The organism is Nostoc sp. 'Peltigera membranacea cyanobiont' 232, assembly GCF_002245985.1.
In the GTDB taxonomy this organism is placed as follows: domain Bacteria; phylum Cyanobacteriota; class Cyanobacteriia; order Cyanobacteriales; family Nostocaceae; genus Nostoc.
The window spans coordinates 1-14,660 of sequence record NZ_NOLK01000180.1; the positions used below are offsets into that span (position 1 = coordinate 1).

At 42.6% G+C, this 14,660-nt stretch carries 7 protein-coding genes; all 7 read left to right on the plus strand.

The window, feature by feature from the left end; all coding sequences use genetic code 11:
* Positions 1 to 230: hypothetical protein (locus tag CDG79_RS34370; RefSeq protein ID WP_189525230.1), on the plus strand; the 230-nt coding region annotated here is incomplete at its 5' end.
* 693 nt (positions 231 to 923) lie between these two features.
* Positions 924 to 3,053, plus strand: a complete 2,130-nt coding sequence (locus tag CDG79_RS34375; protein WP_094346108.1) for a patatin-like phospholipase family protein — start codon at positions 924 to 926, stop codon at positions 3,051 to 3,053.
* Positions 3,054 to 3,075: 22 nt separating this feature from the next.
* Positions 3,076 to 4,254 (plus strand): 2-isopropylmalate synthase, encoded by a 1,179-nt coding sequence (locus CDG79_RS34380; protein WP_094346109.1) that lies wholly within the window; start codon positions 3,076 to 3,078, stop codon positions 4,252 to 4,254.
* The gene (locus CDG79_RS34385; RefSeq protein WP_094346110.1) at positions 4,238 to 5,320 is read left to right on the plus strand and encodes an isocitrate/isopropylmalate dehydrogenase family protein; all 1,083 of its coding nucleotides are present in this window, start codon (positions 4,238 to 4,240) and stop codon (positions 5,318 to 5,320) included. Before CDG79_RS34380 ends, CDG79_RS34385 begins: the two co-directional genes overlap by 17 nt.
* Complete coding sequence (locus CDG79_RS34390; RefSeq protein ID WP_094346111.1) at positions 5,317 to 7,026, plus strand: aconitase/3-isopropylmalate dehydratase large subunit family protein; 1,710 nt, start codon at positions 5,317 to 5,319, stop codon at positions 7,024 to 7,026. Before CDG79_RS34385 ends, CDG79_RS34390 begins: the two co-directional genes overlap by 4 nt.
* Positions 7,027 to 7,210: 184 nt before the next feature.
* Positions 7,211 to 7,603, plus strand: coding sequence for a hypothetical protein (locus CDG79_RS34395; protein WP_094346112.1), 393 nt, complete (start codon positions 7,211 to 7,213; stop codon positions 7,601 to 7,603).
* 453 nt (positions 7,604 to 8,056) lie between these two features.
* Complete coding sequence (locus CDG79_RS34400) at positions 8,057 to 14,638, plus strand: non-ribosomal peptide synthetase (protein WP_094346113.1); 6,582 nt, start codon at positions 8,057 to 8,059, stop codon at positions 14,636 to 14,638.
* The last annotated feature ends 22 nt before the right edge of the window (positions 14,639 to 14,660 follow it).

Consider the following 14,660-nt stretch of genomic DNA (forward strand, 5'->3'; position numbering starts at 1 on the left):
GAGAGAAGGGAGACAAGGGAGACAAGGGAGACAAGGGAGACAAGGGAGACAAGGGAGAGAAGGGAGACAAGGGAGACAAGGGAGACAAGGGAGACAAGGGAGACAAGGGAGACAAGGGAGACAAGGGAGACAAGGGAGACAAGGGAGACAAGGGAGACAAGGGAGACAAGGGAGACAAGGGAGACAAGGGAGACAAGGGAGACAAGGAAGAAAGAAGTCTAGTTGAGTAGACAAATTGAATAATTTATTTTTTGGAGTTCCCTTACCGTTTTGCGATCGCACCGTAACTATAGACTCTTGTCTGTGCAAGTACATTGGCTTGTATAATTGCGAATTGACACACGATAGTTCATACCTTAGCCAGAAGAGAACGCTGCATTACACCATCAACTGTCTACATTTAAATTCAAATAGCGCTGCTGTAAAGGTTTGGAGTTTTGCACCGAGAACTAGTTTAACCTCCAGTCATAATAAGAATTACCGAACTTAGCTGCAAAAAGTTACAGATGCTAATTATTATTTATTAACTGTTTTAAATATTTTAATTCCCCTCTTAACTGTCTTAACTGTCTTAACTGTCTTAATTTTTAACTATCTTAACTGTCTTAACTGTCTTAACTGTCTTAACTGTCCACTTCATTGTTTACTTAATATTGTCTTACCTGCTATTGCATTTTCTTGATAAATCTGAGACTATTTGTAAGGCTAGATGATGTACCTTAGCTAAAAAAAGCTAGCTAATTTATGTTTTTGACATTTTAAAAATAAAAAGCATTAGTTCATAGCGGTTTATAAATTGCAATCAGAATTAATAAAATAGATGATAAAAGCTGACAGTATCTGGTTATTATTAGTTTTTTTCAACAAGAAGATAATATTAAAATTTTGACTGACTAATTATTTTATTTGGAGATTCAACTATTGTGACAGATAACGTATATAGCCAATCAGTTATCACGTTTGATGGCAAAGACGATTACATCGATTTTGGCAAAAATGATTTAAGTGGTGTTTTTGCTCACGGAAGTACCGCCTTTACGATTTCAGGATGGGTGAATCCTCATAAGTTAACAGAACGAGCCACTACTTATGGAACGCATAATGTTTTTTTTGCTCGTTCTTCAGATCGATACAGTGATAATTTTGAGTTCGGAATCAGTGAATTAGGGAACCTAGATGTATACATTGATGAGAAAATTGACAATGTTCTCAAAACCTTTGGTAATGGAGAATTAACTATCGGACAATGGCACTTCTTTGCCATTGTTTTTAATAAGGGTCAACTGACTATATATCTTGACGAGAGTGAGTATTTTGGCTATTGTACAGGTGACGCTTTAAACAAAGCAACTAGTTCTGTAACACTGGGCGCAACTTTACACAATCAAATATACTTCACAGGACAATTAGCTAACATTAGCGTCTGGAATTATCCCTGTCCCCCAGTAGAAATCCAGAGTCATCGCTATCAGCCTCTAGTTGGAAATGAAGCTGGATTAGTCGCTTATTGGAAATTAAATGAAGGACAAGGGACAACTGTAAAAGACCAGACAGCAAATGCCCATAATGGAACCTTGCGTGGCAATCCTAGTTGGGATTTAGCAGAAATTCCATTGGGAACTACACAATCATCGAATAGTGAAACAGCTAGTAGTTCGGAAGTGGAAAGCCAGTCGATTGCAGAGATTCTTGCTGTTGAAGAAACTGCTAATCCAGAATCGATTGAGGTTCCTCCCGTTGAAGAAACTGCTAATCCAGAATCGATTGAGGTTCCTCCCGTTGAAGTTAGCACAGTATCTCCGACAGAGGAAGGAAAAGCAAAAAAAGGGACAAAGAGACAAAGCCAAAAATCTCCCAACATTCCAACCCCTATAATTCCCCAAGTAACAGATAAAAAAGCCGAAAAAGACCAAAGCAGGGAAAGCAAAGTTGCAGTCAATACTCAACAGCAACCACAAACATCAACTCAGGAGCGATCGCAAAAAACTATGAATACTAAAGCCAATCCCAAATATAAAATCCTTGCCATTGATGGAGGCGGTATTCGAGGCATTATCCCCACAATGATCCTGGCAGAAATTGAAAAGCGGACACAAAAGCCAATTTTTAGTTTGTTCGATTTAATTTCTGGCACTTCAAGCGGAGGAATTCTGGCACTGGGATTAACTAAACCCCGATTAGATTTAGAGGCAATTGATACCTCACCCACTGCCCAATATAGTGCTGAGGATCTCTTGCAAATATATATTGAGTATGGGGCTGAGATATTTTACGAGCCATTCTGGGAAAAAGTACTCGGTCAGCTAGAAGATATATTCGTTCAACCAAAATATTCTTCCGAGGGCAGAGAAGAAATTATTAGACAATATTTTGGCGATACTCCTCTAGAAAATAATCTCAAAGAAGTTTTTGTAACTAGCTACGATATCGAGCAGCGAATTCCGATATTCTTTACAAACAAGCTGGAAAAACAACAGACAGAATCGAAAAAGTTTCGCAAGTTATGTGCAGGGTTTACGCTCACGGATGCGGCATTAGCAACTAGTGCAACTCCAACTTATTTCGCTCCCTATCGCGTTTCTAGTTCCCATAATACCAATGGCTTCTATACTTTAGTCGATGGCGGAGTAGTCGCTAATAATCCCGCTAATTTGGCGATTTTAGAAGCGCAAATTAGTAGGCAAGAAAACAAACAAGTCCTGAACATAGAGGATATCTTATTAGTATCCTTAGGTACTGGTTCCCTAACGAGCGTCTACCCTTATGACGAAGTGAAACAATGGGGACTATTACAATGGGCAAAACCACTGTTAAATATTGTGCTTGACGGTGGAAGTGAAGTAGTAGCTGGAGAATTAGAAAGGTTGTTTGAGTCTAGTAAAAAAGGTAATAAAGCTTCTTATTATCGATTCCAAACATTCTTAAAAAGCGAACTCGAAGCAATAGATAATGCCAAACTAGAAAATGTGCGGCAGTTACAAACTTTAGGTAACATCCTGATTCAAGAAAAAAATCAAGAAATCGATGAGTTGTGTGCCATTTTATCAGAATAAGTCTTAATATGAGTATTTAGAAATGGAAACCCTTCCTATCAAGATTTATGATGATACTCTGCGAGATGGAGAACAACAAGCAGGTCTATTCTTCTCTTACCCAAACAAACAAAAACTCGCCCATTTAATTGCCAAAACGGGAGTTAATGGAATCGACACTATGCCCTGTGTCTGCGAACTAGAAGCTGAACTGGTAAAAACATTAATCTCGGAGGGGTTGGATAGTCAGATTTTGGCGGCTACTTTAATGAACAAGCAGTTTATCGATTTAGCCAAGGACTGTGGAGTTAAGCGGATTATTCTTTTCCATGCCGTTTCCGATCGACTACTCTTTTTAAGAGATCCTCAGATCCGTCTGGTGAAAGAGTTTAAAGGGAAAACCATAGAGGACGATATCCCCGCTTATGTAATCGATCGAATTCGCCAAAATGCGATTGATTTAATTGTCGAAAACTTGCATTATGCGACTGCGATCGCCGGACTTAGAGTAGACTTCGCCGCAGAGGATGCTTCTAGAGCCGATTTTAACTTTTTAGTGCAATGTATCCACTCATGCAGTCCTTATATTGAAAACTTCATTCTCTGTGATACGGTGGGGATTCTCAGTCCAGAAAAGAGCTATATCTGGGTTAGCGACCTGCTCCAATCCACCACAGGGGTAGCTTTTGGGGTACACTACCATAATGATATGGGCATGGCTCTCGAAAATACCCTTCAGTCGCTCATGGCTGGAGCAACTTTAGTATCCGGTACCTTTAGCGGGATTGGGGAACGTGCGGGAAATATTCCCATAGAGCAAGTATTGAATGGGTTACGAGTCCGCTTTGGAATTGAAGTCAAGGGCATTAACTATGAAGCGATCGCTCCTGTGACTGATTACATTGAGCAATTAGGAGTTCGTCCAGCCCCCCCATACTCTGAAACTGCTCAATGGCATGAAACTGGGACTCATGTCAACTGTTTGTTTTCAGACCCCAACAGCTTTGCAATTTTTCCTCACGGCAACATAGACGTTGTATTTGGCAAATGGAGTGGAGTTAGTAATTTCCAATATCTGTTTGAAAAGCAAATGCAAAATCCTCTACCCAGAACGCAATACGAGAAAATGCGCTTAGTAATTAAATCCCTTGCTATTGAGCAAGAACGCTATTTTACAGCCAACGAAGTATTGGAGTTATGGGAAAATGGGGTTTTTAAGTAATCACAACTATCGGATTGTCGCTATTCCTGGGGAAGGGATTGGGCCAGAGGTTGTGGAAGCTTCCTTAAAAATTCTCCAACATGTTGCTCAAATTGAAAGATTTACCTTGCAGGTAGACTATGGCTGGCTTGGTGCAACTGCCTTTGAGCAATTTGGTAGTTACTTCCCTGAAGCCACCGCCCAACTATGCGATGGAGCCGATGGAATTGTATTTGGTGCTGTTAGCCAAGGGGGATTACTAGAATTACGAAAGCACTTCGACTTTTTTTGCAATCTTCGCCCCATCCGTAGCGTTAAAAGTCTCCTGCATAAATCTAGCCTCCGACCAGAGAAAGTTCAAGGACTGGATATCCTCATCGTTCGAGAACTAGTCAGTGGCATCTATTTTGGGCCATCTGGACGAGCTTCAGATGACCAAGGAACTTACGGATATCATACGATGCGCTATTCCGATGAAGAAATTCGTCGGATCGCTCGTAAAGCATTACAGCAAGCCCAAAACCGCCGAGGATTACTCACCGTAGCCCACAAAGAAAATGCCTTGCCCCATTTACCTTGGACTCGTCTAGTACAAGAAGAGGCCAGACAGTTTCCCGATGTTGTTATTCAACCAATGCTGGTGGATAACTTAGCCATGCTTATGGTTTTGAATCCACAACAGTTTGATGTAATTTTGGCGGGAAATCTGTTTGGAGATATTCTCAGCGATATTGGTGGTGCATTAGTTGGTTCCATCGGCTTATTAGGATCTGCCAGTCTGAATGCTGACGGGTTTGGTTTATACGAAGCCATTCACGGTACAGCCCCAGACATTGCAGGTTTAGGAATTGCTAATCCCCTGGGAACTCTCGGAGCCTGTGTTTTAATGCTTCAGCAATGGGGCGAAGTGCAAGCTGCCCAACGGATTATTAAAGCACAAGACCGAATTTTAGCCAAAGGATATCGCACAGCCGATTTGTCTCCTCAAGGAGAAGAAATTTTAGTCAACACTCAAACCTTAGTTGACCTTTTAATAGAAGAACTTTCAATTGGGCAATATTCGGAATTAGGAGCTATCTATGCATGAGTAACGCCAATAACATTTTGCATCTGGGAAATGATATTAATACTGATGATATTATTCCTGCCAATCGTGCCACAACAGATGACCCTGAATATTTAAAACAGTATGCTTTAGAACACCTGATTGGCGAAGGTGAACTACTAAAATATGATGGGATTGAAGCCGGAGAAAACTTTGGCTGTGGTTCCAGTCGAGAAGTTGCCCCCATTGCTCTCCAAGCTGCGGGAATTAAGAAAATTCGGGCGCGATCCTTCGCAGAGATTTTTTATCGGAATAGTATCAATATTGGACTTCCCCTCGAAATTTTTGGGGAAAAAGAGCAGAATCCAGTAGTTGATGCGATCGCAGCAGCAGGCGGGCTAATGGCTTTTAATCAGATGCGTCGTCAGGGTCAGATTACCATTCCTCGCAGCCTGACATCCACTCGACCCATGACTTTAGTAGAAAAACTCTTAGCGAAAGCCTCCGGTAATTCCTTCGTCAAACCTGGAGAGGTGGTTTTTGCCCAAATCGATTTAGCATTATCCCATGATGCTGTAGCCGGGCCTGTGGCCAAGGTATTTTATCAGCAGTTTGGAGAAGGGGCAAAGTTATGGGACTCCCAACGGGTAGTTTTAGTAGCAGATCACTTTATCCAAGTTAACGACATTCGTCCTGACAACAAAGCTCATCTGATGTACGAACAGATGATTAAGTTTGCTCAAGACCAAGGATGTCACTTATTTGATATAGTTTCTCCAGGCGAAGCAGCAGGTATTTGCCACGTTTTACTCCCAGAAAAAGGATTTGTCCGGCCGGGAATGGTGATTGCCGGGACAGATTCCCATACCTGCACCTACGGGGCATTAGGGGCCTTCTCTACGGGTGTAGGTACGACAGATATGGCGAATATTTATGCCACAGGAGATATGTGGATTCGTGTTCCCCAAACCCTAGTATTTGAGTTATCTGGAACCTTACCTTCTAAAATCAGTGCCAAGGATATTATGCTATTCATCTTGGGACAAATCGGCTGTGCTGGCGCTACCAGTAAGGTAATGGAGTTTAGAGGCTCAATTCTCACCCAACTACCATTTGATGAACGGCTGACTCTCGCTAATATGGCAGTTGAGTGTGGGGCAATATGTGGCTTAATTGTTCCTGATGAGGTGACACGTGAATATGTAAAAAACCGTAGTTCCCAAGATTTTACAGAAATTAGTGGGGATGCTGATGCTGAGTACGAAAGGATTTATCAATTTGACCTTAGTAACTTAGAACCACAAGTTGCACGTCCCCCGAAACCCGATCGGGTAGTGGGCATTAGTCAGTTAGAGGATATTCCCATTACCAAAGCCTTTATTGGCTCTTGTACCGGTGGAAAACTCTATGATTTGGCTCAGGCTGCGGAAGTTTTGAACGGTCGCCATCTGGCGGACGGCGTAAACTTGTTTATTGTACCTGCAACTATGGAAATTCGAGAACAAGCCCAAGAGTTAGGCTATCTTGACATTTTTGAACAAGCAGGGGCGCAGATTCTCAAGACAGGTTGTGGGGCTTGTATTAATTCTGGATTGGGAGTTTTGGTAAAAGAAGAAACAGGCATTTATGCAACCAATCGCAATTTTAAAGGACGCAGTGGCGATCCAACGGGCAAAAATTATTTAGCCTCACCTAGAACAGTCGCTATATCTGCCATCAATGGAAAAATTAGCGATCGCCTCAACTAAACACTGAACTATCAGATTAGGGTCAATAGAAATAAAACTCAAAAAATATTAACCCAATGCGATCGCGAATGACTCTTATCTAGCTTAGTCTAGATTCTGAGATAGGTTTCTTTATTTACAAAGACTCTATCTCGTACCCTTAGTAACGTTTTAACCAAGAATAGAAGGATTTTAGGTAATTAAAATGGACGAAATCGTTAAAAAACTTGCTGGGCTGGGTCTTCCTGGTGTAATTCTCGTGGTTCTAACAGTCGCATCAGGAGGTAGTTCTGCGGCTGTTGCAGCTGCCATCACAGCCTTGGGAGGGCCATTTGGCATCGTTGGAGGTATAGGATTGCTTGGTCTAATAACCGTTATAGGAGATACTGTAGCGGGATATGGAATTGAAGCTATTCTTAAGGCCATTTATGCAGAACGGAGCAAAACCGAATCAGTGAGATATCTCCTCAAAGAAATTAAAGATTTACCCATTTCAGAGGAGCTAAAACTCAAATTGAAAAACCAACTTAGCCCAGAAGTCATTATTGATACCGAAGAGTTTAATCAACCAAAAACAGTTGAAATTGTTGAAGAATAATTTCACTATGACATTCGGTGAAATGCCAGGTTTAATTGTACTAAGTTAAGGGATTCCTTTCTTGTACGGACAGCTTTGCTAAACACCGAATTACGGTGAATAAAGAAGATGGCCTATGAGTCCGATTTCACCGGATTAAAACTCAAAGGCCATCATTCAGCTAGTTTTCTAAATTAAAGCCATTAGTAATTTATAATTACTCGGTGTAGGATTTAATCCAATACAGTTAAGGCTAAAACTTTTTACCAAAGTCATTTTTTTTAACGAACCGCATATCCCTGCGGGGAAGCAAGCTACGCGTAGCATCTCGTAGAGAAGGACGCAGAGAGAAGAAAGAAAGAAAGAAAGAAAGAAAGAAAGAAAGAAAGAAAGGCTTAACTGAACCGTATTGGGATTTAATATCCATACGTTTATTATTAGTGCAATAGCGCAACTTTTTATATACTAAATTTTATGGAAGAAATTGTAATTAGCTCTCCTCAGTCTATTAATGATTATTCTACTTTAACTGAGCATGAGCTACATAAAATATTAGTTGAATGGAATAATACAACAATAGATTATCCCAAACATTTGTGTATACATGAATTGTTTGAAGTCCAGGTAGAAAAAACTCCAGAAAGTAAAGCTGTTGTCTTCAAAGAGCAACAGCTAACTTATCAAGAGTTGAATTACCGAGCCAACAAAATAGCAAATTATCTGCAAGGTTTGGGTGTAAAATCAGAGGTGCTGGTAGGGATTTGCGTTGAGCGTTCGCTTGAAACGATCGTCGGACTACTAGGAATTCTCAAGGCGGGTGGAGCTTATGTACCCCTAGATCCAACCTATCCTAAAGAGCGTCTATCGTTTATAATTTCAGATTCACAAGTCCAGGTGGTCTTAACCCAAGAAAAATTCGTTGCAGGGTTAACAGCAAGCGGGGCGAAGTTGGTTTGTCTGGATACAAACAGAGAATTGATTCACCAACATAGCCAAGAAAACGTTAATAGTAACGTCAGACCTGATAACTTAGCTTATATTATCTACACTTCTGGTTCTACAGGAACACCAAAAGGAGTAGCTGTACCGCATCAGGCTGTCAATCGGCTAGTATGCAATACCAACTACGTGCAGTTTGTGCCTAGCAATCGCGTTGCTCAAGCTTCAAAAACTTCATTTGACGCAGCTACTTTCGAGATTTGGGGTTCTCTCCTGCACGGGGCTAGACTGGTGATAATTCCTCAGAATATTGTGTTTTCACCCCAGTCTTTCGCTGCGTACATCCGCGAACAAAAGATTAGTATATTATTTTTGACTCCAGCCTTATTTAATCAGTTAGCAAGCATTGTTCCTGAAGCATTTAAAGACCTGCATCACTTACTAATTGGAGGCGATGCTCTCGATCCTAATTCTGTGAAAGCAGTTCTTAGAAATGGGCCGCCAAAGCGATTACTGAATGCCTATGGCCCAACTGAGAGTACAACATTTGCTTGTTGTTATCTAGTGCAGGATATTCCTGAAGGGGCTACAAATGTGCCCATTGGTCGCCCGATTTCCAATACACAAATCTATATACTGGATTCCAAACTTCAACCAGTTCCTGTTAGTACTCCTGGGGAACTATATATTGGCGGTGATGGTTTGGCACGAGGCTATCTGAATCGTCCAGAATTAACCGAGGAAAAATTTATCCCCAATCCGTTTGGAGAGGTAGGAGGCAGGAGATTATACAAAACTGGGGATTTAGCCCGCTTCTTACCAGATGGCAATATTGAGTTTCTGGGGCGAATTGATAATCAGGTGAAGATTCGCGGCTTTCGTATTGAATTAGGAGAAATTGAGGCGCTTTTGAGTCAACATTCGGATGTACAGCAGGCTGTGGTAATTGCCCGTGAAGACATCCCTGGTGATAAACGCCTTATCGCCTATATTGTCCCTAACCAAAAACTCGATCTGAGCGTCACTACCCTCAAAGGCTTTCTTCAAGAAAAACTGCCCAGCTATATGGTGCCCGCAGCCTTTGTAATTCTAGACTCCTTGCCCTTAACCCCTAATGGTAAAGTAGATCGGCGGAATCTTCCAGCCTGCGATCGCACACGCCCCGATCTTGAAGAAACCTTTGTCGCAGCTCGTAACCCAATTGAGAAGACTTTAGCAGTCATTTGGACTGAGTTATTGGGACTTGAGCGCATTGGAGTTAATGATAATTTTTTCTGTCTGGGTGGTCATTCCCTAATTGCAACTCAGATTCTTTCTCGCGTGCGCGAAGTTTTCCAAGTCGAGTTGTCCTTTCAGCAGATATTTGCAAACCCCACCATAGCTGGTTTAGCTCAACTCATCAAACAGGGTAACAAAGAGCAACAGTGGCAACGTCCTGCTATAGAGCGCATTCCCCATGAAGGACTATTGCCAGTTTCCTTTGCTCAAGAGCGAGTGTACTTTATCCAACAACTAGCTCCTGAAAATAGCGCCTACCAATTCCAGGCAACTATGCGATTTACAGGGCAACTCAATGTACCAGTATTGCAACAGTCCCTCAACGAAATTGTCCTGCGTCATGAAATCTTTCGCACGACTTATACGGCGGTGAATGGGCGGCTATTTCAGGTAATCCACCCACATCAATCAATTAGCTTCACAGTGATTGACCTCCAGATATTTCCTGAATCTGAGCGGGAAGCAGAGGCTCAACGCCTAGTTGAAGCAGAAGTGCAAAAGCCTCTTGACATGAATCAACTACCATTAATTAAGTGGGTTTTGTTGAAACTGAACGACCAAGAACATTTATTAATCCACATTGAGCATCACATGGCTCATGATGGTTGGTCATTCAATGTGTTCTTGGGTGAGTTACTAGAACTTTATCAAGCTTTCTCATTGGGAAATTCCTCTGTACTTCCTCAACCACTCCTGCAATTTGCTGATTTTGCTCATTGGCAGCGAGAATGGGTCAAAAGCCAGTCAGCCCAAGCCCAATTGGCCTATTGGCAGCAGAAGTTATCTGGTAGTTCACCGTTGTTAGAATTACCTTACAATCGCCCGCGACCAACAGAACAAACTTACAATGGCGATCAAATTAGGGTGGAACTTCCCATTAACTTGTGCGAATCTCTGAGAGTTCTGAGTCGTCAAGAGGATGTCACCTTATTTATGACGATGCTGGGAGCTTTCCTTGTAGTATTGCACCGATATACTGGGCAAGATGACCTGAGCGTAGGAACGGCTGTTGCCAATCGGCGGATGCAGGAGGTAGAAAAGTTAATTGGCATGATTGTCAATAACTTAGTTTTACGCACTGATTTGTCTGGCAATCCCACCTTTCGAGAATTACTCGACCGTGTACGGCAAGTGACACTGGAAGCTTATGCCAATGAAGACTTACCCTTCGATAAAGTAGTGGAAGTTCTCAAGCCAATACGGAATCTGAGTCATAATCCCCTGTTTCAAGTGATGTTCAGCTTCCATGATTCTCCGATGCCAGACTTGAGTCTCCCTGGTTTGGACATCAGCTTACATGAACCCATCAGCAATAAATCGTCAAAGTTCGATCTAGATTTCCTCGTCATACCGCGTTCTGAGCAACGCGTGCAGAACGGTTCTAAAACGGGAGCGAAGGGAATCACGCTAGTTTTAGAATATAACAGTGACTTATTTGATGCTGCCACAATCCAAGAAATGCTAGAGCAGTATCAAACTTTGCTAGAGAGTATAGTTATAAACCCAAAGCAGCGAGTTTCAGAATTACCACTGCTAACGCAGAATCAGCAGCAATTATTGGTGGAGTGGAATCAGACTCACAGAGAATATGCTGCTAAAGAGTGTATTCACGATTTATTTGCAGCCCAAGTGGAGTTAACTCCCAATGCTGTAGCTATTCAGCAAGAAGGTCAAAAATTAACTTACCGCGAATTGAGCGATCGCGTCAATCAACTAGCACATTATTTGCAAAGTTTAGGAGTTAAACCAGAAACCCTAATTGGTATCTGCGTTGAGTGTTCCTTATATATGATTGTCGGCTTACTCGCCATTCTCAAAGCGGGGGGTGCTTATGTTCCCCTCGATCCTGCTTATCCAAAAGAGCGAATAGCTGAGATTCTCGAAGATACACAATTGGGCATTCTGCTGACGCAAGCAAAATTCTTAGAGAAACTACCAGATTATGCCAGAAAAACAATCTGTTTAGATGCAGACTGGCCAGTAATTGCTCAACATAGTACAGCTAATCCTATTAGTGACGTTCAACTCCACAACCTCGCCTACATCATCTATACTTCTGGTTCCACAGGTAAACCCAAAGGGGTGATGATTGAACATCAGTCACTAACAAATTTTGCCCTTACCGCCACCCATGAATATGGAATTAACGCGGGCGATAATATTCTGCAATTTGCATCTATCTGCTTCGATACATCTGTTGAAGAAATCTTACCTTGTCTTTCAGTCGGTGCAACATTAGTGTTGCGAACCGAACAGATATTGCACTCCAGCGATGAATTTTGGCGATGTTGCCGAGAATGGCAGTTAACTGTTTTGGATCTTCCCACAGCGTACTGGCATCAGTTAGTCGCGGAACTTACCCCTGAAGACTCCCGAATTCCCGAAAGGCTGAGAATGGTGATTATTGGCGGAGAAAAAGCTCAACTCGAAAAAGTGAAGCGCTGGCACAGTAGTATTGCTCATTTTCCCCACCCACCCCAATTATTTAATAGTTACGGGCCAACGGAAGCAACAGTTATAACCACTTTACACCGCTTAAATTCCTCAGAAACTGACTGCGTTGCGATCGGGCGACCAATAAGCAATGCTCAGGTTTATGTCCTGGATAAATATCTGCAACCAGTGCCTATAGGAGTTCCTGGAGAACTCCACATTGGCGGAACAGGTTTAGCTAGAGGCTATTGGCAACGTCCTGAACTTACCGCAGAGAAATTTATCCAAAATCCAAAATTGGATCGCCTTTACAAAACTGGCGACTTAGCACGATTTCGCGCAGATGGCAACCTAGAATATCTCGGTCGAGTTGACGATCAGGTAAAGATTCGCGGCTTCCGCATTGAGTTGGGAGAAATTGAAACGGTGTTACGTCAACATTCACAGGTGTTTCAGGCTGTCGTGATTGCCCGTGAAGACATCCCTGGACAAAAGCGGCTTGTGGCTTATGTTATACCCCACCAGCCGCCAGCAACTACCGAAGAACTGCGCCATTTCCTGAAGCAAAAACTGCCGAATTACATGGTTCCTGCGGCTTTCGTGCTGCTAGAGGCGCTGCCGATGACACCTAACCGCAAAGTAGACTACCGCGCCCTCCCAGCCCCCGAACTTTCACGCAGTGTAGAAGATAGATTTGTTGCACCTCAGACCCCCACAGAAGAGAAATTAGCGGCGATTTGGTCAGAAATCTTAAGACTAAAACAAGTCGGAATCCACGATAACTTCTTTGAACTGGGCGGCGATTCTATTCTCAGCATTCAGGTAATTTCCCGTGCTAATCAAGCGGGTATCCAAATTGCCCCCAAACAACTATTTAAGTATCAAACCATTGCTGAGTTAGCTGCTGTGGCAGGAATTACTCGGACTGTCAAAGCTGAACAAGGTTTAGTGACTGGCAATGTGGCACTGACACCCATCCAACAGTGGTTTTTCGAGCAGAAATTCGCCGAACCTGATTACTTTAACCAATCAGCCCTTCTAGAAGTACCGCCAGACTTGCAACCAGAGCTATTGCAGCAAGTTGTGCAAAAATTGTTAGTGCATCACGATATTCTGCGATCGCGCTTTGCACGTCTCCCCTTAGGAGAATCGCAGTTTGTGCAAGAAGGGGAAAACTGGCAGCAGTTTAACGTCGCCACCCAAGAACTAGTGCCATTTAGTGTTATCAATTTGTCGCATCTGTCGCCAGAAGAACAACAAACAGCGATGAAAGCTGAGGATACTGAACTCCAAGGTAGTTTGAATTTATCTACCGGAGCGATCGCGCGAGTGGTGCTGTTTCGGTTAGGCAACAATCGATCTGGTCGGTTACTATTCATCATCCATCATTTAGTAGTAGATGGCATTTCGTGGCGAATTTTGCTCGAAGACTTGGCTACGGCTTACCAGCAAATCAGCCGTGGCGAAGCGATTAAATTACCACCGAAGACAACTTCGTTTCAATATTGGAGCGATCGCCTCAAAGAATACGCAAAATCAAAGGCGATATCAGATGAGTTGAATTACTGGCTAAGTGAGTCTAGTTTGAAAGTTACCGCCTTACCAGTAGACTATCCTGCAAATAAAGAAAATAACACCATAGCCTCAACCGCTACTGTGTCACTTTCTTTAAACGAACAACAGACTCGTGCCCTCTTGCAGGATGTACCCTCTGCCTACAACACTCAAATTAATGATGTGCTGTTGACCGCCTTAGTGCAAAGCTTTGCCCAGTGGACGGGAGAACGTTCTCTGCTTGTTGATTTAGAAGGACATGGACGGGAAGACTTATTTGAAGATGTGGATTTGTCGCGGACTGTGGGCTGGTTTACTACCTTATTCCCCGTTAGCTTACAGCTAGAAGAAACTGACCATCCCGGAGAGGTTTTAAAGTTAGTTAAAGAACAACTGCGACGCATCCCCAACCGAGGCATCGGCTATGGTGTGTTGCGATATTTGCATCAGGATGAAACAATCCGCACGAAACTACAGAGTTTACCCCAAGCACAAGTGAGTTTCAACTACCTTGGTCAGTTCGATCGGGTGCTGACGGCATCTGCTGTATTGGGTTTAACTCAAGAATTTAAAGCTGAACAGAGTTTACTTAATCAACGCAGCCACCTGTTAGGCGTAAGCGGACTAATTCGCGCTGGAAAATTGGAGATGACTTGGGCTTACAGCGAGAAAGTTCATAAACGAGACACCATCGAGCATTTAGCCTTTGGGTTTATAGAGGCATTGCGATCGCTCATTACCCACTGTCAATCCCCTGATGCGATCGGTCATACACCTTCAGACTTCTCAGCAGCCAGACTCAGCCAAAAACAGCTTGACAAATTCCTAACAAAAATCAATAAAAAAAAGTAGTTATTTGTCATTAGTCTCTTAA

Excerpts from the sequence above, each read along its gene's own strand:
- CDG79_RS34395 (WP_094346112.1), top strand. The coding sequence starts at position 7,211 with ATGGACGAAATCGTTAAAAAACTTGCTGGGCTGGGTCTTCCTGGTGTA.
- CDG79_RS34400 (WP_094346113.1), top strand. The coding sequence starts at position 8,057 with ATGGAAGAAATTGTAATTAGCTCTCCTCAGTCTATTAATGATTATTCT.
- CDG79_RS34380 (WP_094346109.1), top strand. The coding sequence starts at position 3,076 with ATGGAAACCCTTCCTATCAAGATTTATGATGATACTCTGCGAGATGGA.
- CDG79_RS34385 (WP_094346110.1), top strand. The coding sequence starts at position 4,238 with ATGGGGTTTTTAAGTAATCACAACTATCGGATTGTCGCTATTCCTGGG.
- CDG79_RS34390 (WP_094346111.1), top strand. The coding sequence starts at position 5,317 with ATGAGTAACGCCAATAACATTTTGCATCTGGGAAATGATATTAATACT.